The following is a 24,620-nucleotide window of genomic DNA, read 5'->3' as shown; positions in this document are numbered from 1 at the left end:
AACACCGAGTATATTTATACTCGGTGTTATTTTATTCTAAAAACGAATACGTACTCTAAGATTTTATTTGCACTAAATCGTAATCGGCCATACCAGGTACTATTGCCTGTAAGCGAGACTCGGTTACATCGAGTGCATTTAAACATTCGCAATACTCAGAAGCCTTAAGCTCTAATTGATGCGCCTTTTTTTGTAGCGACTTATCAATTTCTCTTGAGATAATATCCATGCGTTGCCCCATGTCGTTAATGCGATCTTCTATATTACCTTCACGCGATTTAAACGCATCTCCAAGTGATACCAAAATAGCACCTAACGATCCATGAACAGCAGAGTGAATTTGCTGGCTGATCTCTTTAGTGAAAAAATCATCTATTTGCGAAAGTGATTGAGGGGCTATAAAAAAGAAGTCATCTCCGCGCTTAAACTTATCCATTAGCGCGCGCTCTACATACTGCAATTGTGTTTTAAGTACTTCAGGTTCTTTGTCTGACATACCTTCAACTACGTGTTCAATAGCGCTTAAACCTAAGTTAACACCATCGGTAGCAAGGTTTACTAATTCGGGGACTGTGTGGCGAATACCATTACTAAACTGTTCGAGTACTTTGCTTTCGTCATCGCTTAAATCAACCCAATAACCGCGAATAAACAGTTGGTTATTGTTATTAATTTGGACACGAGTTTGGCCTTTATCTAATATGCGAATTGCATCGTCAGTAATAATTAAACCATGACGTAATTCAACATCGCATTGGGCTTGAGCAAAGACACTAGTGCTTGAGAGCGCCATGGATAACGCCAATATCGAACGAGATAGAAACGCCATAAACACCTCAAAAAGACTAAAATGGAAGGCGAGTAGGTTAACAAAAAAACAACTTTATGCAAGGGAAAATAAACCTATCAACTATCTCACAGAATAGTTGTATAGAGTGCAGCTTGAGTTTTTAGATACGGTTATGTTGGGCAAAATCAACAGTCCAACAAAGGGCTTAATATATAGCTAGAGAGGGTAGAATTGGCTCATAATAAAATAAGAACACGTGGTTTTTAAATGAAGTTTAAAAAGATACAGCTATTTATATCAATTAAGCTTAATAGCCGACTCTAAATTTACTCTGGAGTCGGCTCAAAAGACTAAAAACTAAATATTTAGTGTGAAACCACTATTAAGCGAATTGCATCAAGTTGTAGCTGCGTTTTTTCAATATACGTAGTTAGGTCGTTACGTTGCTTATCGTAGAAGGTAATTTCTTCTTGGCGAATATTCGGATTAATTTGCTTCAGGGCAACAAGTCGCTCTTGCTCTTCACTGAGTGATGTTTGCATTTTAGCAAGTGACGCTGCGCGAATAACTTCAAGTTTTTCTTGTGCCATATCTTTAGCGGTAGTGATCATTGGGTGAACAGCGCTTTGCAATGCACCGGCAAGCTTACTTGCTGTTTGGCGGCCTACGGCTGATAACTGCTGATTAAAGCCTTCAAATGCCACGTTTTCACCTAGGTTATTACCTGCTTTATCGAGCAATATACGAATTGGTGTAGGCGGTAAAAAGCGACCAACTTGTAATACTTTTGGTGCCATTGCTTCTGCAACAAAAATAAGCTCAACAAAAAAGGTACCAGGCGGTAACTTTTTGTTTTTAAGTAATGCTACTGATGCGCTACCAAAGTCGTCGTCACAAATCATATCCATGGTGCCTTGCACCATAGGGTGATCCCAGCTGATAAAGTGTACATCTTCTTGCGAAAGTGCAGTGTCGCGATCAAAGGTAACCGTCATACCGTCTTCTTTAAGCGATGGGAACGATGCATTTAACATATGTTCCGTTGGCTTTAAGATAATGGTGTTTTCGCCTTTATCTTCTTGGCTTACGCCAAATGTGTCAAACACGTTGATCATGTAGCTTGGCAATTCAAACTGGTTATCGAGTTTTTCGATATCAGTCACAAGCGAGTCGGCAGCACCTTGACCCGATGAATGTAGCTCTAGTAAACGATCTCGTCCGCTTTCCATTTTTTTACGCAGTACCGCATTTTGTTGTGCTACTTGCTCAAGTAATGGATCGAGTTCGTCTTCATCGCAGTTATGCGCAGAAATATGCTCAAGTAGGTCATCACGGAACTCTTTATAAAGCATTTGCCCCGTTGTTGATGTAGATTCGAATGCATCTAGACCTTCGTTATACCAACGTAGCAGTACTTCTTGAGCGGTGTTTTCAAAATATGGCACATGAATGTTCACATCTTGCGTTTGACCTATACGGTCTAGTCGACCAATACGTTGCTCGAGCAAATCTGGATTTAGTGGTAAATCAAACAACACTAAGTGATGCGAAAACTGGAAGTTACGACCTTCTGAGCCAATTTCTGAACACAGTAATATTTGTGCATTATCGTATTCGTCTGCAAAAAATGCAGCAGCGCGGTCACGCTCAATAATCGACATGCCTTCGTGAAATACCGACGCTTTAATTGCTTCACGTTCACGCAGTATTTGCTCAAGGCTGATAGCTGTTTCAGCTTTAGCACATATAAGCAGTACTTTTTCGCGCTTAAGTGTTTTAAGGGTGTCGATTAACCAATCTACACGTGGATCGAATAAACCCCAGCTTGCGCTTTCGCCTTCAAATTCTTGGAATATTTTTTCAGGAAACAGAGCACGGTGTGCACTTAGTTCAGGGTTTTGAATACCGCCCATATTACCAAGAACCGACATAGCCGTTTTATACTGCTTTGGTAATGCCATTGGGTAGGCGTGTAATTTACGGCTTGGGTAGCCGTCAATGCCGCTGCGGCTATTTCTGAATAATATACGACCTGTGCCGTGGCGATCGAGTAGCATGTTAAGTATTTCTTTACGCGCTGGTAAATCACCTTGCTGTGCTTTTTCAAGAATATCAGTAATGTCGGTTTCTTTTAATAGCTCAATTAGCGTGGCTTTGGCTGCGTCGTCCAGAGCTTGCTCTTGCAGTAATTGATTTGCCGCTTCAGCAACGTCTTTATAATTTGCTTCTTCTTCTTTAAACACGTCGTAGTCGTAAAAACGATCCGGATCGAGTAACTGTAAACGTGCAAAGTGACTGCTGTGACCAAGTTGATCAGGCGTTGCTGTAAGCAAAATAAGACCCGGAATATCTTGGCTAAGCTCTGCCATACGTTGGTATTCTGAGCTTGGCTTGCCGTTATTGATACTTAGGTGGTGGGCTTCATCTATTACTAAAAGGTCCCAATCAGCAAGCGTTGCTTGTTCAAACCAACGTTTTTTCTTGGTTAAAAACTCAAGGCTGGTAAGTACTAGTTGCTCTGTATCAAATACGTTTGGAGAATCTGCAAACGCTTCATCGCAGCGCTCTTCATCAAAAATAGAAAAACGTAAGTTAAAGCGGCGTAGCATTTCTACTAACCATTGGTGTTGTAGATTTTCAGGCACCACAATAAGTACGCGGCTTGCACGGCCACTAATAATTTGTTGATGTAGTATCATGCCCGCTTCAATTGTTTTACCAAGGCCTACTTCATCTGATAAAAGTACGCGTGGGGCAAAACGTTTACCCACTTCTTGTGCAATATAAAGCTGGTGCGGAATAAGATTAGCACGCTGACCAATTAAACCTTTAATAGGCGATTGTTCACGTTCAAATTTATGTAACCACGTTTGGTAGCGAAGTGTGTAGCGATCAAAACGATCTACTTGGCCTGCAAATAAACGATCTTGTGGTTTATTAAATTTAATAAAATGATCTAAAAAGGTTTCTTTAAGTTTAGCCGTTTCGCCATTATCAACACGGGTGCCGTGATAGCAAAGTAACTCGCCTTGTACTTCAATAGACTCTACTTCTAATTCCCATTCTTCAACGCTTTTGATCACATCGCCAGGATTAAATGCCACACGGGTAACAGGTGCTTCTGCACTAGAATAAACACGGTTTTCACCACTGGCAGGAAATAATATGCTGACCTGACGGCCTTCAATGGCAACAACGGTGCCTAATCCTAAATCTGACTCTGTATCACTGATCCAACGCTGACCTAAGGAAAAATTCATGTATGTCTCGTCTATGATGAAAAAGGCGGCTATGTTACCTGTAAGCTAACACCACTGCAAGGCGCTATTTGGCTCACTTTTAATTAATTTTGTAAGTGTTAATTATTACTATTAAAACAGCTTGTTTATGACTCTTTTTTAGGTAAATCAAAACTAATTACAGTTTGTAATAAAACGGACTTTTATGACAAATAGACTAAACTTACATTATGCCTTAGCAATTAAGTATTGCAGGTTTAAGTTTTGCCCGTTTTACTTAGTTATTTTGGTATAGCATAAAAATCATAAAACGTAAGGAAAGTGCTATGGAAAAAGCTTCGAACCTTGAAAGTAAAATGTATGTGCTAGATACCAACGTACTACTTCACGAACCACTCGCTTATTTGTCTTTTCAAGAGCATGACGTTGTAATTCCGATGACGGTGCTTGAAGAACTTGACCATATAAAAGACAGAAAACACGACGTAAGCCGTGATGCGCGCGTCGCTATTCGTGGATTAGATGAAGTTCTTAAAAATGCAACGCCTGAACAAATGCTACAAGGCGTGGCGCTGCCGAGTAACAAAAAGGCAAAAGCGAGCTCTGCCGGTACCCTAATTATTGTAAACGACCATTTATTTGCCGACTCTATTTCTGGTCTGCCGGGTAACGAAAACGACCATCGTATTATTAATTGCGCCGTGTATTTACAAAAGCAGCACAGTGATTCAAAAGTTATATTAGTAACAAAAGACATAAACATGCGTTTAAAGGCCAAAGGCGCAGGGCTTAAATATGTTGAGGATTACCGCACCGACCAACTTATTGATGACATAAGCCTGCTCACTAGTGGTTATAAAAAAATTGAAGGTGATTTTTGGGATCATGTTGGGGAGTGTAATACGCAGCAACACGGACGAGATACGTTTCATCATGTGCCTAAAAACTTAATCCCTGATGTATTTTGTAATGAATATTTACTTGATGGAGGGGATCAGTTTGCGGCGCGCGTTAAATGCTACGATGACGAGCACATAACGCTCAAAGATATTGGTGTTGAGCGTTTAATGCATCAACAAGCATGGGGCGTTAAGCCCAAAAATATTTATCAAGGGATGGCATTAGATGCACTACTGGATACAAGTATTGAGCTTGTTATTTTAACAGGACCAGCAGGGTGTGGTAAAACCTTGTTAGCACTTGCCAGTGCCCTTGAAATGGTCATCGAAAAAGGTATTTACGATAAAGTAATAGTTACCCGTAATACGCCAGAAATAGCAGAGTCTATTGGCTTTTTGCCAGGCACGGAGGAGGAAAAAATGGCGCCATGGCTTGCAGCTATCACTGATACGCTGGAGGTATTGCACAAAGGCGACGAAAATCCAATATCGAGTCGAAATTACATAATGGAGAAGGCTAATGTACAGTTTAAATCGGTTAACTTTATGCGCGGGCGTAGTATTCAAAATGCGGTGGTAATTTTACAACCCCGAATTGGAAAGATTTTAAAGTTTTTACCCCCTTGTTTTTATTGGCCTGTAGAAAAAGTAAAAAGAATTTCTCTAAACATGGATTTTTGTAACGACTTTAAGCATTCCCACAATAGCCAATCTTTACAGAGTATTTGTTATTTGGGATGTAAGTACAACACGCATTCTAGCAACGATGCAAACTTTTGGAGGGCTGCGTCATGAAAAGCTCTGTTGAAAACCGAAACCCTCGTGTTCTTGACACGTCTGCGTTGGTTCATGATCCAAAAAGTATCCTGTCATATCAAGATGATATTTACATCTGTCTAACAGTTCTAGAAGAATTAGATAACTTAAAAGAAAGAACTAACAAATCGGTTAGTGCTGATGCTCGTGTATGTATTCGTATGCTTGAAGATATAATAAATGGGCACAGTGCAGAAGAGATGGAAGCTGGTATTCCACTGCCTTCTACTGAAACAGCTAAACGAGGAAAACTGTTTATTGGAATTGATACCCAGCTCGATATGGCTAAAGAGTTAAAGCACGGTATTGGAAGTGACGCTGACAATAGAATAATTAACTATGCACTGTATCTTCAGAAGGACTTAGATAAAGACGTAGTAATTGTTAGCCGTGACATTAATATGCGCTTGAAAGCTCGAACCGTAGGGGTCATGGCAGAAGACGTTGCCGTAGATAATCAAATATCAGATATTGATCTTTTATACACAGGGGTACAAGCCTTTAAAGGAGATCTTTTTGATCGAATTAAATCAGACAAAGACTTCAAGGTTTCAGGAGAAGTTTATACTTTCCCAATAAGTCTATTTAATGATGAAGTTCAGCCAAACATGTATTGGTACGATGAAGCTGGACACATTGGGCGAATTTCAGAAGTAACAGATACTGAGGTATTCACAAAGTTATTGCCTCGTAAACAAGAAAAAGTATGGGGCATTTTGCCTAAAAATCAGCGTCAGGCAGTAGCTTTAAGCCAATTAACAGATCCATATTATGACTTAAATATCATCCTTGGCCCTGCTGGCTCCGGAAAAACTTTTTTAGCAGTTGCTTCGGCGCTGCATCAAGTATTGGAGTTAAAAAAGTACAAAAAAATCGTTGTGGTGCGCTCCAGAGACTTTATGGACGATGATCCGGGGTTTTTACCCGGTGACCTGACAGAGAAATCAATGCCGTTATTAGCAGGTATAACAGATGCGCTTATATCAATGCATTCAGGTGATAACAATGAAGGTAATATTAGTGCAACTGTTGAGCATGTGATCGAAAAAGCCAATATAGAATTTACTAGTATGGCTTACTTCCGAGGTCGTTCAATAGACGATGCTGTTTTAATCATTGATGAAGCTCAAAACATGACTAGAGCGCAAATTAAGGGCATGTTAAGCCGTGGTGGCAAAAATTGTCGCACAATCGTGTTGGGCAACTTAGCCCAGATTGATGATAAGTTTGTCACACCCGCATCTTCAGGTGCTAGCGCGGCTGTTAACGTGTATAGAAACTATGAAAAAGGCTCAGTATTGATATTTGATGAAGTAGAGCGTAGTAGCTTGGCTGAATTCACTGAAAAGAACATGTAGGCATCAAACTACAATTCACATTTCCTTATAATATTGCGACAATAGCCACTGCTTTTTGCAGTGGCTTTTCAGAGAAGCCCGTTCCCACGAAAACAGGACGAAATGGATTTACTCTGAACTAAAAGATTAAATATTCACAAAAACTGAGTGACATAGGTGCGTGGCCTAGCGTTGCCGTTTTTTGGTGTATTGATGTCTTTTAATAAAGAAGACCTGCTAGTAAATATAAAAAGGCAGGCAAAACGATTATCTAAATTATTAACTATTCCCCTTGGACAAGCCCAAGAAGCCCTAGCTATTTGTCTGTATGACTGTAACAGTTACAGCGATTTACTAGTAAAAATAAAAGCTGAATCCTTTGACAACCCATTGATAGCACTGTCTGCTCTCTCACCAAACTCGGAAATATTTTTAGTAAAAATATTAGCTAGCCACCTAGATAGCATCATTGGAAATTTTGAAAAAAAATTTCCCGGTTCCAATATAAATGAAGAATTAGTCATATCCCTTTTCGGACTTAGCTTTGATGAGTTCAAAGCCAAAATTTCTGACTGATTTTGTACAAATCCGTAAGTTGCCATTTAAAAATTTAGCGATATTATGAGTGAAAGGTTGTGCGGACAGCCTACGCCTACACATGTTTTTCGCCTTGAAAAACGTGAACAGTGAAGCGGAGCATCCGTAAAAATTTGGTTATTTGAACAATAAATAAAGCAATGTGTTGGTAGGCCATTGTTTATTGGAAAGTTGTTTGGAGAACTAAGTGATCTCACTTTATCAATTAAAGAATAAGCTCAATAAACAAGCAAAAGAGTTTGCTGAGTTATTAGAGTTTCCTGATCTTTACGCCCAAGGCCTGTGGGCTAGAGGTGTTTATAACTGCCCTCATTTTTCTGATACCCATAAATATCTCTCTGAAGTATTTGAAAAGAAAAAGCTGGACTCAATTCTAAAGCACGATTCCCTGAAATATTTAATGATCAACGAATACGATGATCAAGAAATTATTGAATCGCTTCATAAAGAAATTGAGTCAATGGCAAACCGTATTGAAAGCCTGATGCTGGTAGATATCGAAACATTAGAGTTAGTTTCAGTGATATACCAAGTTTTAGGGTTGCCTGAAAATGCCAAGTTTATTGTAAATACAGGTGCAGACTTCCGCTTAGAGTGGCGACCATACTTTGATGCCTTTGATGATCCGTTGATAGTTCAATATGCAGATTTAAAAGTTCATGGTTGTTATTTCAGGCTAATCGCTTGCAAGTTTCCGTTTGAAAAGCTTTCCTTGGATGACATTAGAAAATACATGTACATCAATCATGTAAACCATAATGGTGAGTTTGAAGGCTGTATTTCTGAAGGAAATACATTTTCTAAGCATGTGCACTGGCTGGTGTTGACACTTGAATTATTCAGTAGCGGCAAAGTAAATAAGGCTCAGTTCAATCCAACAACCTTCAAAATCGAAGGTATGCGCTATTTGGTATATGGCTTCCCATTGATTCCTTCCTTTGTATCTGATTGGCACAAACCTGATTTATGTCTACGAGTCAAAAATCTAGATGGCGATCAGAAGTTCATTGTTCGTATCGAACAGCAAGATCTTGTTTTTTATGCGAGGCGCGTTGATACCAACTTTTTTAACACAATCGATTATGAAAAATACATTTCGTTGTATCAATCTAGTGTTCTGTCACATTTTGATGCTGACAACAATTTGCTTAAAGTTGATGGGGTTAAATATCTAAGTTTTTTTCGTCCTTTTTCTGTAGAAGATATGAAAGGAGTTCAAGCATGAGACCTAGAGTAAAACTAACCAACGCAAAACTTATCTCAATTCAATCTGATACAGAGGAAAAAGTTGAACGGGTGCTTTACGGCACATTTGCTGACGAAAATGAAAATGGTAAAGAAGGAGATGCTTTATTCACGATAAAGGTTTTGGAAATCAATGGTCTAGAAAGTAAGTACTTTGGTGTTGACTTTTATATCTTAGATGCTGAACCTAAAGAGTTTGATGTAAATGCATTTGAGTTTAATTTAATGCATGAGTGTATGTATTCTCCTAATGAGTTATTAGAGCTGCGAGATATGCTCCCGGCTAGTTATTAGTAAGGGAATACGTTGGATAGAATATATTTAAAGGATGCCTACATAGTATCTGTTTACGACTATAAAGAATTTGAAAAAATATTTCTTGGCGAGTTTTTATCAGGGGGGGTTATTGAAGATGAAACATTCAGGTTTCGGCCATTTCAGCAAATCGTGACTTCAAAGATTGTTAGCAAATCTGCTGATGAGGATAAGTTAGAAATATACACACATAGTGGGAGTTGTTATGTGATTGATGCTGACCATAAGTTAATTGATATTTCGTTTGTTGAACTGGTTGTTATGAGAGCAGGAGCTTATTCGGCAGATCGAGTTTTAGAAATGAGAGAGCAACTTAAGTCTCAAAATAAAAGCCATTGAATAGCGAAGATAAGAAGTCTGATGAGATTATTATTTGTCACTTACCTCTTTGAAAAAATTGACGTTAGTCAATTTTTTCATAAATGTTTACATGACATCAATTTACTTATTCGAAAATTTGTATTATCATAGACAATGTATATTTTTATGAGAATTTTATGTCTAAAGCATTTTCAAAAGTCTTAGTAATAACGCTTATGCTGGTTGCCTTTGTAGGGCAAGCATTTGCGTATTCTGCTATGCCTTGCGAAATGTCATTAGGTTCTCATGAATCACACATGAACATGGAACATTCCAAGATGAGTCATCATGAAGGAATGGAGCATGGTGATATGAATAAAAGCAGTAACGGTCAATCAGAAGATTGTTGTGGCGTTTGTGTTTGTCCTACAAATGCTTGCTCATCTACGACAGTCCTAAATTCCAGTATTGATTCGACAGGTATTCAAATATTCAGTGAATCTGTAGCTGCTCTGCAATCTAAACAACCTCATTCAATTTCCACTTCCCTTTATCGTCCACCAATTTTTGCCTAATACAGGATTAGTGCGTCCAAATTTCTCGCACATGTAATTAATTTTTCTGTTAGTCAATATAGCGTCGTAGCGCTATAGATATTTTCCAGCGATGTCTGGGGGCAAAAATGATCAATAAGTATTTAAAAATAGCAGTAGTAATGCTGCTTTCACCTGCGTTTGCAAACGCCAACGAACATAACCATGCAGACAATCACGACGTAACACCTTTGGAGTTAATCGTTTATAAAACCCCTACTTGTGGGTGTTGTAAAAAATGGATAACTCATATTGAAGACAAAGGGATCGTTGCGCATTCCAAAGATTTCCGAAACATCGGCAACATCAAAACTAAGTATGGTATCAAACCTAATTACCGTTCATGCCACACGGCAGTGAGTAGAAATGGATTTGCCTTTGAAGGTCATATACCTGCTAAATTTATTCAGCAGTTCTTATCAGAAGAACATCCCAATGCGATTGGGCTTTCAGTTCCAGCAATGCCAGTTGGCTCTCCCGGTATGGAAGTCGATGACCGCTTTATGCCATACAACGTGTTAATTCTATTTAAAGATGGAACGAGCAAAGTCTATGCAAAAGTTAAGACATACGAGGAGCAATTCTAATGAAATTGAACTCTTCAAACCTTACTTCACTTTCAACTGCATTAATACTCGGCTTATCTGTATTCTCAGCTCAAGCTGAGAAAGTAGTGTCGCTTGAACAAGCTATCACCTTAGCTCAGCAAAATGATCCTTGGCTTCATGGTAGCCGATTGAAACAAAGTGCAGTTGAAAATAGAAGTATTGCTTCAGGTACTTTGCCTGATCCGAAAGTATCGCTAGGGATAATGAATTTACCAACAGATACTTGGGATTTAGATCAGGAAGGAATGACTCAGCTAAAGGTTGGCGTCTCTCAAATGTTTCCGAGAGGCGACAGTCTAGAGATCAAGAAAGACCAGTTACAAATTGAGTCCACGAAATTTCCACTGTTACGAGAGGATCGTAAAGCTAAGTTGAAAAGCCAAGTGTCACAACTTTGGTTAGATGCTTACTTAGCCCAACAAACTATTAAATTGATTGAAGATGATTGGTCTCTCTTTGAGCAGATGGCGGAAGTGGCTAAAGCTAGCTATTCAAACGTTGTTGGTAAAACTAGACAGCAAGATGTTATTCGTGCTCAGTTGGAAATCGTGCAGTTAGATGACAGATTAACTTCGCAAAAGCAGAAACTAGAAACGACAATCGCTCGTCTCAATGAGTGGCTTCATATTTACGATGCGGATCGTTTGAATGAATCATTCAACTTTGACGCGCAACCATTAGAGTTTAGGGTTTCTAAAAAGTTACCTGCAATTACTTTGAATAATCCAACAGTCCTAAAAGCATCTAATTACTCAAGAAATCTATTGGCTCAGGAGCTTTCGAATCACCCAGCCATACTTGCAATTGATATAAAACGCAAAGCTTCAGAAAAAGGTGTTGAATTAGCTAAACAGCAATATGAGCCGCAATGGGGTGTTAATGCTAGTTATGCCTATCGCGACAATATGCCCTCTGGTGATAGCCGAGCTGATTTATTTTCTGTTGGGGTAACGTTTGATTTACCCTTGTTTACCGAGAACAGACAAGATAAGCAAGTTGCAGCTTCTATTGCAGATTCAGAGACTATTAAAACCGAGAAACTATTACTGACAAAGCAAATGATCAGTGTTTTAGAAAAAGAACTAAGACAGCTTAAACGCTTATCAGATAGACAATCTATCTATCAAGAACAACTCCTTAAACAAACTCATGACCAAGCAGAAGCGTCATTGACAGCCTACACAAATGATGATGGCGATTTTGCCGAAGTTGTTCGAGCAAGAATTGCCGAATTAAATACCAGAATATCAGCTTTAAGAATTGATGTTGACGCACTTAAAACAGTTGCTCGTATCAACTATTTCTTTGCGCATTCTCAATCTAACTCAAATGCTGAACATAAGTCGATGCAAACTTCACACAAAACTAATCAGCACTTATCCAGTCAGCAATTTGGAGAAAAATAATGTCAACGAATACAAAAACAATTATTGCCATCATCATTGGGGCAGCACTTGGTGCTGGAGCATTGAGTTTATATCAAGGTACTGGCTCAAACAGTAATAGTAATGAAGCAACATCAGGAGAAAAAAAGCCTCTGTATTGGGTTGCACCGATGGATTCTAATTACCGCCGGGACAAGCCCGGTAAGTCGCCTATGGGGATGGATCTAATTCCAGTGTATGAGGAAGGATCATCTGGTGATGACTTTGGCCCCGGAGCAGTAAAAATTGCGCCTCATGTAGTGAATAACCTTGGGGTTCGCACTGCACCTGTTGAACTGAAAAATATGCATACTGAAATCTCAACGGTAGGTTATGTTCAATATGATGAAGATAAGCTAATTCATATCCACCCACGGGTTGATGGCTGGATTGATAAACTTTACATCAAAGCAGCAGGTAACCCTGTAGAGAAAGGGCAGCCTCTTTATACACTATATTCTCCTCAGTTAGTTAATGCTCAGGAAGAGCTGTTAATAGCGTTAAAGCGCAACAATAGTTCTTTAATTTCAGCAGCCAAAGATCGCCTAAAAGCGTTACAGCTTTCAGCAGACTTTGTTCAAAAGCTAGAAAAGACACGAAAGGTTCAGCAAACAATTACCTTTTATTCACCACAAGCAGGTGTTGTCGATGGTTTGAAGGTTAGAGAAGGTTTTTATGTAAAGCCGGGAAACACCTTATTAAGCATTGGCCAGCTAGATCAAGTTTGGGTTGAAGCAGAAGTGTTTGAACGTGACGCAGCCTTAATTAAAAAAGGACTTCCTGTATCAATGACACTGGATTATTTACCCGGTGAGGACTGGGCTGGTGTCGTTGATTATGTTTATCCAACATTGAACAGTAAAACACGCACACTCCGAGTGAGATTGAAATTTGATAACACAGACTATCAATTAAAACCAAATATGTTTGCACAAGTCTCTATTCACGCTAATCAAGCTGATAGCACCATCCTCGTGCCTAAAGAAGCCGTTATTAGAACAGGTAAACAGGACAGAGTAGTACTTGCGTTAGGTGATGGGCAATTTAAATCTATTGAAGTGACTATTGGCCGGGTTGATATCGACAGCATCGAAATATTAGACGGCTTAAATGAAGATGACGTTGTGGTGACATCTGCCCAATTCTTGATTGATTCTGAATCAAGTAAAAGCTCTGACTTTAAACGAATGACTCATGATGAAGTGCCTAACTCTGTTTGGATGCAAGGGGATGTTAATAGTGTTATGGCAGGGCACCGCATGGTTAATATTTCACATGGCCCTGCTGAAGCTTGGGATTGGCCTGAAATGGTTATGGATTTTACTGTGGCTGAAAAAGTCGATATTGACTCATTAAAGTCAGGTCAATCTTTGCACTTTGAAGTGAGCAAAACCGAAGACGGTGGATATGAAATTACTGGAATTCATATCATGAGTGAGCCTGAAGTATCATCAGCAACAGTATCTGGTTTGATTAATGCGATTGATATTGATACACGGATTCTAAATATTAGCAGAGGCCCAATAGAGAAATGGGATAGACCTGCTGCGACGATGGATTTTATCGTCGCGGACAATATAGAAATGGTTGATTTCAATGTCGGTGATAATGTCACTTTCACTTTTGAGGTTAGAGATGACTTAGTTATCACTGACATTTCTCTTGAATCAGATGAACAACACGGCAAGGAAAATAAAGCTGCTGTTGATCATTCTAATCATTAAGTGGGAGAAAAATAATGATTGAATCAATTATTAGATGGTCTATCGGCAATCGTTTCTTTGTTTTGTTGATTACCTTAATTATCGCGTTTGGTGGTTTGTATTCATTACAAAAAACACCAGTAGATGCACTCCCCGATCTTTCTGATGTGCAGGTGATAATTAAGACGAGCTATCCGGGACAGGCACCACAAGTAGTGCAGGATCAAGTGACATTTCCTCTTACTACAGCGATGTTATCAGTGCCGGGGGCGCAAACTGTTCGTGGTTACTCATTTTTTGGTGATTCCTACGTCTACATTATTTTTGATGACGATACTGATTTGTATTGGGCTAGAAGCAGAGTACTTGAATACTTAAGCCAAGTAGCATCAAGCCTGCCTGATTCGGCAAAACCTCAATTAGGACCTGATGCAACAGGTGTGGGTTGGGTATACATTTACGCTTTAACAGATAAGTCTGGAAACCATGATCTAAGCCAATTAAGAAGCATTCAAGACTGGTTCTTAAAGTATGAACTACAAACTGTTCCGGGCGTGTCCGAAGTTGCCGCCGTTGGTGGTATGGTTAAGCAGTATCAAGTGCAAGTAGATCCTGATAAATTGAGAGCTTACGATATTCCTCTAAGTTTAATACAAATAGCCTTACAAAAAGGGAACAAAGAAACTGGCGCATCCGTTGTGGAAATGGCTGAAGCTGAATATATGGTTACCGCAACGGGGTATATTCAATCAGTTAGTGATATAGAGAAAATCCCACTTGGTATTAACGAACAAGGCACGCCATTGCGTATTGGTGATGTTGCTACCGTTAATTTAGGGCCTCAAATGCGCCGTGGTATCGCAGAGCTTAATGGTGAAGGCGAAGTTGTTGGTGGTGTTGTCGTTATGCGCTTTGGTGAAAACGCTCAACAAACCATAAACGGGGTAAAAGAAAAACTTGAATCGCTTAAATCTTCTCTACCAGAGGGGGTGGAGATTGTCCCTGTTTATGACAGATCGAAGTTAATAGATCGTGCTGTTGATAATCTTTGGAGCAAGTTGCTAGAGGAGCTTGCAGTCGTTGCTATTGTCTGTGTGGCTTTCCTATTTCATCTTCGCTCATCTATTGTGGCAGTTGTTACTCTGCCATTAGGTATCTTGGTGTCGTTCATTATCATGTATATGCAAGGCATCAATGCCAACATTATGTCTTTAGGCGGTATCGCTATTGCGATTGGTGCGATGACTGATGGTGCAATAGTGATGATTGAAAATATGCACAAGCATATGGAGAAAACACCACTAACAGATGAAAATCGCTGGCAAATTGTTGCTAAGGCTGCGAGTGAAGTAGGCCCTGCACTATTTTTTAGCTTACTGATCATTACAGTCTCATTCTTACCTGTATTTATCTTGGAAGCGCAAGAAGGAAGAATGTTCTCTCCGCTCGCCTATACAAAAACCTATGCAATGGCGGCATCAGCAGGTTTGGCGATCACATTGGTGCCTGTTTTGATGGGCTACTTTATTCGAGGCAAAGTTGTTTCTGAAAAGAAAAACCCGTTAAACCGATTATTGATTGCTATCTACATGCCTGTTTTAAAGCAAGTCATGAAGTTTCCAAAATCGACAATAGTAGCAGCAATATTAGTGACTATCGTTGGCTTTTGGCCTGTCGATAAAATTGGTAGTGAATTCATTCCGCCATTGGATGAAGGCGATCTCATGTATATGCCTACTACCTATCCCGGTATTTCAATTGGTAAAGCAAGGGAGTTATTGCAGCAAACAGACAAGCTTATTCGCACTGTGCCAGAAGTTGAAACTGTATTTGGTAAAGTAGGAAGAGCTGAAACTGCAACCGATCCTGCACCTTTAACCATGATTGAAACCTTTATTCAATTGAAGCCACGAGAGCAGTGGCGAGAGGGTGTGACTACTGAATCGTTAAAAGCTGAGTTTGATAAATTGGTTAAGTTTCCGGGCTTAACGAATGCTTGGGTTATGCCAATCAAGACCCGAATCGACATGTTAGCAACAGGCATAAAAACGCCTGTGGGTATTAAAGTCGCCGGACCAGAGCTTGATGTGATTCAGGAAATCGGCCAACAAATAGAGCAAATTTTACCCGAAGTTACAGGCACAGCATCAGTTTACTCAGAGCGAGTTGCAGGTGGACGATATATCAAGGTTGATATTTCACGCGATAAGGCAAGTCGCTTTGGGTTAAACATCGAAGATGTTCAACAAGTGGTTTCTACAGCTATTGGTGGTATGAACGTTACCCAAACGGTAGAAGGTCAAGAGCGTTACCCTGTTAACTTACGCTATCCGCAAGACTATCGAGACTCTCCTGAGCAGCTATCACGATTACCTGTTGTAACACCAAGTGGTCAACGCATTGCACTAGGTGATGTCGCAGATATTCGAGTTGAGAACGGTCCGCCGGGAATTAAGAGTGAAAATGCTCGTTTAAATGGCTGGACGTTTATCGATATAGACGGTGTTGACGTAGGTACTTATGTTGAAAGTGCAAAAATACACTTGGCTAATAATCTAAAACTACCAGCAGGTTATTCAATTACTTGGGCTGGGCAATACGAATATATGGAAAGAGCGAAAGAAAAGCTCACCTATGTATTGCCTTTAACACTCGCCATTATTGTTATTCTACTTTACTTAAACTTCAGAGCGTTTAGTGAGGTGGCTATCATTATCGTTACCTTGCCGATGGCGATGATTGGTGGCTTATGGTTGATGTATCTGGAAGGGTTTAACTTCTCTGTGGCTGTTGGCGTGGGCTTTATTGCTCTAGCTGGGGTAGCGGTTGAGATTGGTGTGATAATGTTGGTCTATCTCAATCAGGCACTTGCTGAGCTTAAGGAAAAAGCTGAAGAGCGAGCTGAACCTATCTCTGATGATGCATATCAAGATGCATTATTGCACGGTGCAGGCTTACGAGTTCGTCCAGTAATGATGACAGTTGCAACAATCATTATCGGCTTGATGCCCATTTTATATGGTACAGGAACAGGTTCGGAGATTATGAGTCGTATTGCTGCACCTATGGTAGGCGGAATGACAAGTGCTGTGCTACTCACTCTTATTGTGCTCCCAGTAATTTACTCAATCGTTAAAAAGCCAGAATTAAACGCCTTTAACAAGGAGCTTTCTAAGGCGGAGCTAAAAAGTAATGCTTAGCACGGCTAGAAAATATCACAAATGGCTAATGGCATTTGTCGGAATACAATTCCTCTTCTGGTCTATTACAGGCGTGTATATGGTGACTATGGATATTCACTATATACACGGCGAAACCTTGGCTAAGAGTGAGGAAGCCAAAATAGATTTAGCAAGTATGGATTACTCCATTGTAAAGCTAGCTGCGGATTATCCTAAAGCTAGCCAAGTTACACTTACTCAAAGTATGGGCCGTCCTTTGTATTCTTTTATTAATGGAGAAAATGGAAAAGTAGCAATAGATGCTAAAACTGGAGCTGTTCAGGCACTTGTAGATGAAATCAAGGCTAAAGAAATCGCACAATACCATTATGCGCTGAATCATCAAATCGACAGCGTAAGGTTGATTAAGTCAGCGACAAACTTGCCTGCTGAGTTGTCCCCAAGGCATTTACCTGTTTGGAGAGTGACGTTTGAGCAATTCTCCACACCGACATTTTATATAAGTCAACAAACAGGATCACTTGTTGCCAAGCGTCATGATTACTGGCGATTGTTTGATTGGATGTGGCGGTTCCACATTATGGATTACTATGATGGAGAAAACGTATCTAACTGGTTTTTGTTCTTGGTCGCAACTCTAGGTCTAATGGGAGCAATTACTGGCGCAGTATTGACTTATTACCGAGTGCTTTCCCCAAATAAAAAGGGAGTCATTTGATGCGACTATTTAAGTTAAATACAACGATACACAAGTGGCTTTCTTTATTTGTTGGTTTACAACTGCTTATTTGGTTGGGAACGGGCCTTTACTTCAATTTGATGGATCACAGTAAAGCCAGTGGTAATGAACTTAGAGTTCATTCTCATCATGAAGGTAGCATTACAGGCTTTGACCTATTCCCTATTAAAGACATTACTAGTAATGCTCCGCAGGAAGTAAACCTTATATGGGTTTTACATCAGCCTTACTATCATTTTGTGTTCGATAAGGGGCAGCATAGCTATCAAGAACGCCACTCAAAGCTATTTGATGCTGTAACAGGAAAGCCATTTAATTTGTCTGAAGAACAAGTACTAACTTTGGCAAAAAACTCCTACTCAGGACAGGGTAAGTTAACTACTCCAGTGTTATCTCAACCTCCGTTTTCTGATCACGTAAGGCAGCAAAATCCTATGTGGCAAGTTGCCGTTGAGGATGAGAACAATACAACTATTTATTTAGATAGTATTACAGGTCAAGTACTTCGCCATGCCAATGATGATTTCAGATTGAAAGATCTGATGATGAAGCTTCACTTTATGGACTATGGCAATTCTGGAGGATTTAACCATTGGTTGATCATTGCATTTGCTTTTGCAACGCTATTCCTTTCAATTACTGGTGTTACTTGGCTGATACAACAGTATCGAAGTGGTTTACTGAAGCTAGGTTGGGGCACTAACAGGCAAAAAGTGGCAGTGACGTTTTCCAATGAAAATACTATTACTGACATCTCAGCAGTTGGTCGCTCAACTGTACTAGAAGGGCTAGCTAGTTCACATGTATACCTTCCTTCAGGTTGCGGTGGTGGCGGTACTTGTGGCAAATGCGTGTTCTTAAGTTCAACTAAATTACCTATCACACTATCTGAACAGGAACATTTATCTCAGGAGCAACTTAAGGAAGGTTATCGGCTTGGATGTCAGCATAGGTTCTCTGAAATTAGTTCGATTGAAGTTAATACTGATCGCAATATTGAAAATCATGAGCTAGTTGTGGTTGCGACTAATTTCATTACTCCTTTTATCAAGGAAGTGAAATTTAAGCTGAAATCAGGCAAACAGTTGGCATTTAAAGCTGGTGCATATATGCAATTTGATGTGCCAGCAGGGATGAATAGCTTACGTCCAGATGATATGCCAGAGTGCTATGAAAAATACTGGGATAGCTACTATCATGGAAAATTTTCTCATAACGGTGTAACTCGCCACTACTCATTAGTTAACTTTGACGAGGAGTCTGATGAGTTAATGTTTAATATCCGTTGGCAGACCGCAAAGAATGGTTTTAAAGCAGGAATAGGTTCAAGTTATTTAGGTTCACTCCAAGTAGGTGAAACGATAACTGCAAAAGGCCCTTTTTCTGATTTTTATGCCACTTCAAATAAAAAAGTTAGTCGCGTGTTTATTGGTGCGGGTTCAGGACTTGCACCACTGAGGTCTATTATTTTTGAACAGTTGAAAAAGCATAAAGATAAAAGTGGTTTGACTCTTATCTATGGTGCGCGAACTGAAGATGACTTGCTATACCATAATGAATTGAAGTCACTGAGTGAGAAGCATAAAAACTTCTCTTATATTCCTACTCTTTCTAATCCTTCAGAAGAATGGCAAGGGCACTCAGGCTATGTTCAAAAAGTACTTCTGCCGTATATGAACCAAAAATCAGAACTGCTTTTGGCTGAGTTTTACTTGTGCGGTCCAGAAGCAATGATGAGTGAAGTGGAAAAAATAATTACAGATGCTGGGATTCCAAGTAATCAAATTTTCAAAGATAAATTTAGTCGTTAATCCATTAAATAAATAGAGGTATATATGAAAACATTAATTAAATTTTTAACCGTAATCAGTGTCGTTTTTAGTAGTGCGGTATTTGCGCATGTGCATCTTGAAAAAAGTGTGCCTGCTGATAATGCAATGCTAATGAATCCTCCAGAAGAGTTAACTTTGGTGTTCACCAAAGAGGTACGGGTTGTAAAAGTTTCATTGGCCAATAAACAAGGCGAAGAATTTAAATTTGGATTCGAGCCTTCTAAAGTCGCTACTAGCAAATTTACATGGAAACTACCTAAATTAGCTCCTGCAAACTATGCTGTGGATGTAACCTTCTTAGGTAACGATGGTCATAAAATGAAACATAGCTTCGGCTTTATGGTTCACTAAAATAGGCGGTGTGATTGATATGGAAATGTATATCTGGAATACAGTCATTGTACTGTCAAAAATTGTATTTTACGTCGGCTTTGCCTGTATTGCTGGTTATACATTTTTCAGGCAAATATTTGAGAATAATGAATCTCATACTAATGCTGTAATAGCGAATTTAACGTGGACAAGAACTTATATAGTTATGGCTTTGATCGCTAATATTACTTGGTTCTTTGCCAGTACTGGTGCAATGGCAGAAGAGGGAATTCAGGGGGCGATAGACGCTGATATATTGGCTATTATGTGGGACTCCTCTGTCGGCACTGGAGCTTTGCTTCGAGCGCTTGGGCTAGTTACCGCAATAATCGCTTTAGCTTTAAGGTTCAAACTCGCTGTGAACTCGTACTTAAAACAAAGCGCTTTAATGTTGAGTTTATTAATCCTTGCATACTCATTCACGTTACTGGGTCATATTTCTGAGTTAGGCACAATTGAAAAAGGCTTGCTTATTTTGCATGTGCTCGTTATGGCATGGTGGTTTGGGGCGTTATTGCCACTAAAACAGGCTTGCCATCAGCTAAGTTATGCAGAACTTCATTTGCTGATGGAAAGCTTTGGCAAACAAGCAAGTTTTACATTGAGCCTATTGTTGGTAGCAGGCCTCTGGCTCGTGATTCAATTGGTCGGAAGTCTTGATGCACTAATAAGCTCAAGTTACGGACAAACACTGTTGTTTAAATTGGCCCTTGTAGTGTCTATTTTGGCACTTGCTGCTAAACATAAACTAATACTCGTTCCACAACTTAAAAATAGTCAAGGCAGAGAGGCTTTATCTAAATCTATCTCGATAGAAATGGTAGTAGCTTTTGCCATTTTATCTGTAACGGCTGGGCTTACTAGTGTTGTTGGCCCTGCAAATTAAAACCTAAAAGAGAAAATGAAAATGAAAACAATAAATATCCTACTCGTTTTATTAATGACGTTTAGTTTCGCAGCAAACGCTCATGGTGATAAGAATAAAGACAAAGGATTGTTTAAAGGTGTAGATACACCAGCCGCAAAAGTTGTTTTGGCATTTCATCAAGCACTTGAAACTGGCAATCAAAAACAGGCTAGAGCGCAGTTAGCGGATGATGTCACCATTTTCGAGGGAGGCCGCGTTGAAAGGAGCGCTGATGAATATGCTCATCATCATATGTTGTCGGATATGAAGTATTTAGCAGCGATGAAGAGCGACACACTTGAACATCAAGTGACGATACTTGGAAATACAGCTATCTCTGCCTCGCGTAGTCAAACTAAAGGTACTTACAATGGTGAAGAACGTGATTATCAAGGGATGGAAACAATGGTTCTCGAAAAGCAAAACGGTGAATGGAAAATTAAGCACATTCATTGGTCACACTAATTTATTGGTCAAACCTCGGAGAGTAAAATGAGAATTAAAGATCCATTACATCAAATTTCTACACCGCGTAGACGCTTTGTACAAGGTTTAGCTGCTGGCGGTATATTAGCTGCTTTTCCAAGCATTCTTCATGCTGCTTCATCTTTAGTGGCTGGAACAATAACAGGTACTGTGCCCGAACTAAGTGGAGAAATAATAGATCTGGTGATAGATGAGTCACCCGTAAACTTCACAGGTGTTGTAAGAATGGCTACAACAATCAATGGCTCAATACCAGCTCCTACCTTGCGCCTCAGAGAAGGTGATGACGTTACTATCAGGGTAACTAATAAATTATCAGTGCCGAGTTCAATTCATTGGCATGGGATCATTCTTCCGTATCAAATGGATGGCGTACCGGGTATTAGCTTTAAAGGTATAATGCCGGGTGAAACCTTTGTTTATAAATTTAAGCTGCAACAAAGCGGCACATATTGGTATCACTCACACAGTGGCTTTCAAGAAATGACAGGTATGTACGGCGCATTAATTATTGAGCCAAGAGAAAAGGATATTATTAGTGCTGACAATGAGCATGTTATCCAATTGTCTGATTGGACTGATGATGACCCAATGGATTTGTTCCGCAAGTTAAAAGTACAGAGCGATGTATTTAACTTTAATCAACCTACTGTTCCAGAGTTTTTTGATGACATTTCAAATAGCAGCGTTTCAAATGCGCTACAACGCCGGGAAATGTGGAATAAAATGAGAATGAACCCTACAGATCTTGCAGACTTATCAGCATCTGCAATGACTTTTTTAATGAATGGTTGTGCGCCTTTGACAAACTGGCGTGGAATGTTTAAAGCTGGCGAAAAGGTTAGGCTTAGATTTATTAACGGTTCTAGCAATACGTTTTTTGATGTAAGAATACCTGAGCTGAAGTTAACAGTTGTACAAGCTGATGGACAAAATGTTGAACCTGTGACAGTAGATGAATTTAGATTTGGTCCCGGTGAAACTTATGATGTACTTGTCGAGCCAAAAAATGATGCATATACGATTTTTGCACAAAGCATGGATCGCTCAGGTTATGCTAAAGGTACTTTATCAATGGCACCTAACGTTGATGCACCAGTACCTTCTTTAGACCCCGTTGAGTGGTTAACGATGACAGATATGATGGGCAATATGACCCATGATAGTGTGCATTCTACAATGGCTGATACGGCAGGTATGTCGGGCATGAATTCTAATAAAATGGATCATAGTGCAATGGGTCATGGAGCGATGGCAATGGATCATAGTCAACATGGAATGACTAAAAACCCATTAGCTGTTGCTAGCACTAAAGTGCGTCATGCAAAAACAGAGTATGGAGCTTCTGTTGATATGCGTGTTGATATGCCTAGAACAAACCTTGATGATCCCGGTATAGGTTTACGTAAAAATGGACGCCGTGTTTTAACACTTGCAGATTTACATTCTCTTGAGGGAATTACAAACCAGCAAGAGCCAGAGGCTGAAATTGAATTACATTTAACTGGAAACATGGAGCGTTATAGCTGGTCATTTGATGGCTTGGAATTTGGAAAAAGCACGCCAGTTCACATGAAGCATAATCAACGTTTAAGAGTTATTTTACAAAACGATACAATGATGACACATCCCATGCACCTGCATGGTATGTGGAGCGATTTGGAGAATGAAAAAGGTGATGTACAGGTTCGTCGCCATACTATCCCTGTACAACCAGCGCAAAGAATTAGTTTTTTAACAACACCTCATGACGTAGGTCGCTGGGCATGGCATTGCCATTTATTATTCCACATGGATGCAGGTATGTTTAGAGAGGTAGTTGTATCATGAAAAAATTAATACTAACCAATACCTTAAGACTATTATTAATAGGTTTGCCCCTTATAAGTGTATCTGTATCTGCAAAAGATGAGATGACTGAGATGGGTGATCCTAAAATGCAAGCACAGGGTGGAGATGCACCTAAAGATGCTAGAGACCCCCATGCTTATGCAGCAGGTACAACTTTGACTGAAGGCCCTTATGCACTCAGTAGCGACAAACGACTGACTTTGGCAGATGAGCATTCATTTTACGCGCTACTAGGGGATCGTCTTGAATATAATGAGCAAACAAACGCAGGTGTTTTTGACTTTCAGGCATGGTATGGCACTACTTTTGATAGATTAGTCATCAAAACTGAAGGAGATTTTAGCGAAGGTAATTTAGAGGAGAACCAAACAGATTTTCTATGGGGCCACGCAATATCTGCTTATTGGGATACACAAGTCGGTATTCGACTTGATTACAATAACGAAGGTGAAAACCGCAAATGGCTAGCTTTTGGTTTACAAGGTCTAGCCCCCTACTGGTTTGAAATTGATATGACTGCGTATTTAGGAGAGCAAGGTAATAGTGCATTTTCGATCGAAGCTGAGTATGAGCTATTACTTACTCAAAAGTTAATTGTTCAACCACGAGCAGAGTTGACGCTTTACGGTAAGGATGACGTCCAAAATAACCTTGGTAGTGGCTTGTCTAGCAGTGCTATTGGTTTTCGGGTTCGTTATGAGTTTACCCGCCAGTTTGCTCCCTATGTTGGCGTTGAGTGGACAAATAAATTTGGTAATACAGCCGACTTTGCGAAGTTAAATGGGCAAAGTACTCGTGATACTGCTTTTGTTGCAGGTATCAAGTTCTGGCTCTGATATGAAGAAATACTATATTGACTTGATGAGAGCTACCGCAACTATATTGATGGTAGCTTTCGTTTTTTGGGATTTAAACCATTTTAGTTATGTTAGGAAAGGCCTAGCTAATAGTTTTTTTGGAAAGAACTAAGAGCAGTAATAGTAAGCTACTTCTTGTTTTCAATCGGTGCCAGTCTGGTGTATACCTATCAAGGTGGAATATCAGCTAAGAAGTAAAGTTGGCGAATGGTTAAGGTTAAAGAGTCAAGGCAAAAAACATCGCCATTGAAAGACGTACAATAGGCCATTTTATCACTTTTGATGAACGGGAATTGGATGTGCCCGGGATAGAACCGATTGTTGCAAAGTACTGCGCTTAAAGCTGAACAATTGGAAAAATGATCCATTACTCAATACCTAGTTATGAGCGTAGGGTTTTTATTTCTTTTAATGGTGCTCATGCTTGGCTTCAATCTCATGAGTATAAATTAGACACCCCTTTTATACTTGTGAAGTTAAAGCTGTTTAAAAAAGTAAAAAGTAAAAAGTAAAAAGTAAAAAGTAAAA

The 24,620-nt window shown here is 39.6% G+C and carries 20 protein-coding genes; 18 read left to right on the top strand and 2 right to left on the bottom strand.

Annotation, left to right across the window (positions count from 1 at the left end):
* Positions 1-55 precede the first annotated feature (55 nt).
* Positions 56-829 (bottom strand): YggN family protein, encoded by a 774-nt coding sequence (locus tag H5157_RS05700; protein ID WP_024595182.1) that lies wholly within the window; start codon positions 827-829, stop codon positions 56-58.
* Positions 830-1,155: 326 nt separating this feature from the next.
* Positions 1,156-4,050, bottom strand: a complete 2,895-nt coding sequence (gene rapA / locus H5157_RS05695) for an RNA polymerase-associated protein RapA (protein WP_182724342.1) — start codon at positions 4,048-4,050, stop codon at positions 1,156-1,158.
* A gap of 305 nt (positions 4,051-4,355) precedes the next feature.
* On the opposite strand from rapA, the gene H5157_RS05690 reads away from it, so the two are divergent.
* The 18 genes from H5157_RS05690 to H5157_RS05605 all read left to right on the top strand — a co-directional run bounded on the left by H5157_RS05690 (position 4,356) and on the right by H5157_RS05605 (position 24,071).
* Positions 4,356-5,723: a PhoH family protein gene (locus H5157_RS05690; protein ID WP_182724341.1), complete on the top strand. Its 1,368-nt coding sequence runs from the start codon at positions 4,356-4,358 to the stop codon at positions 5,721-5,723.
* The gene (locus tag H5157_RS05685) at positions 5,720-7,102 is read left to right on the top strand and encodes a PhoH family protein (RefSeq protein WP_008464132.1); all 1,383 of its coding nucleotides are present in this window, start codon (positions 5,720-5,722) and stop codon (positions 7,100-7,102) included. The genes H5157_RS05690 and H5157_RS05685 overlap by 4 nt, the downstream gene beginning before the upstream one ends.
* A gap of 192 nt (positions 7,103-7,294) precedes the next feature.
* The gene (locus tag H5157_RS05680; RefSeq protein ID WP_024595179.1) at positions 7,295-7,657 is read left to right on the top strand and encodes a hypothetical protein; all 363 of its coding nucleotides are present in this window, start codon (positions 7,295-7,297) and stop codon (positions 7,655-7,657) included.
* Positions 7,658-7,865: 208 nt separating this feature from the next.
* Entirely contained in the window at positions 7,866-8,903 is a 1,038-nt protein-coding gene (locus H5157_RS05675; RefSeq protein WP_013465892.1) for a hypothetical protein, read from the top strand.
* Positions 8,900-9,217 (top strand): hypothetical protein, encoded by a 318-nt coding sequence (locus H5157_RS05670; protein WP_182724340.1) that lies wholly within the window; start codon positions 8,900-8,902, stop codon positions 9,215-9,217. The genes H5157_RS05675 and H5157_RS05670 overlap by 4 nt, the downstream gene beginning before the upstream one ends.
* A 12-nt stretch (positions 9,218-9,229) precedes the next feature.
* Positions 9,230-9,577: a hypothetical protein gene (locus tag H5157_RS05665; protein ID WP_016899198.1), complete on the top strand. Its 348-nt coding sequence runs from the start codon at positions 9,230-9,232 to the stop codon at positions 9,575-9,577.
* Between the two features lie 158 nt (positions 9,578-9,735).
* Positions 9,736-10,113: a hypothetical protein gene (locus tag H5157_RS05660; RefSeq protein ID WP_182724339.1), complete on the top strand. Its 378-nt coding sequence runs from the start codon at positions 9,736-9,738 to the stop codon at positions 10,111-10,113.
* Positions 10,114-10,220: 107 nt separating this feature from the next.
* Positions 10,221-10,718 carry a DUF411 domain-containing protein gene (locus H5157_RS05655; protein ID WP_036956660.1) on the top strand — a complete coding sequence of 166 codons (498 nt, stop codon included), beginning with the start codon at positions 10,221-10,223 and terminating at the stop codon, positions 10,716-10,718.
* On the top strand, positions 10,718-12,145 hold the full coding sequence (locus H5157_RS05650) for a TolC family protein (protein ID WP_182724338.1): 1,428 nt from the start codon (positions 10,718-10,720) through the stop codon (positions 12,143-12,145). The genes H5157_RS05655 and H5157_RS05650 overlap by 1 nt, the downstream gene beginning before the upstream one ends.
* Entirely contained in the window at positions 12,145-13,887 is a 1,743-nt protein-coding gene (locus H5157_RS05645; RefSeq protein WP_004589254.1) for an efflux RND transporter periplasmic adaptor subunit, read from the top strand. The genes H5157_RS05650 and H5157_RS05645 overlap by 1 nt, the downstream gene beginning before the upstream one ends.
* Positions 13,888-13,901: 14 nt before the next feature.
* Entirely contained in the window at positions 13,902-17,066 is a 3,165-nt protein-coding gene (locus H5157_RS05640) for an efflux RND transporter permease subunit (protein ID WP_004589255.1), read from the top strand.
* A gap of 79 nt (positions 17,067-17,145) precedes the next feature.
* Complete coding sequence (locus H5157_RS05635) at positions 17,146-17,766, top strand: PepSY domain-containing protein (protein ID WP_223230573.1); 621 nt, start codon at positions 17,146-17,148, stop codon at positions 17,764-17,766.
* A complete protein-coding gene (locus H5157_RS05630; RefSeq protein ID WP_024596190.1) occupies positions 17,766-19,598 on the top strand; it encodes a 2Fe-2S iron-sulfur cluster-binding protein in 1,833 nt (610 codons plus the stop codon). Before H5157_RS05635 ends, H5157_RS05630 begins: the two co-directional genes overlap by 1 nt.
* A 24-nt stretch (positions 19,599-19,622) precedes the next feature.
* A complete protein-coding gene (locus H5157_RS05625) occupies positions 19,623-19,970 on the top strand; it encodes a copper resistance CopC family protein (protein WP_004589258.1) in 348 nt (115 codons plus the stop codon).
* 19 nt (positions 19,971-19,989) lie between these two features.
* On the top strand, positions 19,990-20,877 hold the full coding sequence (locus H5157_RS05620) for a copper resistance D family protein (RefSeq protein ID WP_024596191.1): 888 nt from the start codon (positions 19,990-19,992) through the stop codon (positions 20,875-20,877).
* 15 nt (positions 20,878-20,892) lie between these two features.
* Positions 20,893-21,363, top strand: coding sequence for a DUF4440 domain-containing protein (locus H5157_RS05615; RefSeq protein WP_024596192.1), 471 nt, complete (start codon positions 20,893-20,895; stop codon positions 21,361-21,363).
* A 27-nt stretch (positions 21,364-21,390) separates the two neighbouring features.
* Positions 21,391-23,214: a copper resistance system multicopper oxidase gene (locus H5157_RS05610; protein WP_182724337.1), complete on the top strand. Its 1,824-nt coding sequence runs from the start codon at positions 21,391-21,393 to the stop codon at positions 23,212-23,214.
* Entirely contained in the window at positions 23,211-24,071 is an 861-nt protein-coding gene (locus H5157_RS05605; protein ID WP_182724336.1) for a copper resistance protein B, read from the top strand. The genes H5157_RS05610 and H5157_RS05605 overlap by 4 nt, the downstream gene beginning before the upstream one ends.
* Positions 24,072-24,620 lie beyond the last annotated feature (549 nt).

Origin of the sequence: Pseudoalteromonas sp. SG43-3, assembly GCF_014164385.1 — a bacterium.
GTDB lineage: Bacteria > Pseudomonadota > Gammaproteobacteria > Enterobacterales > Alteromonadaceae > Pseudoalteromonas > Pseudoalteromonas distincta.
This window is presented reverse-complemented; position numbering and strand designations above follow the sequence as displayed.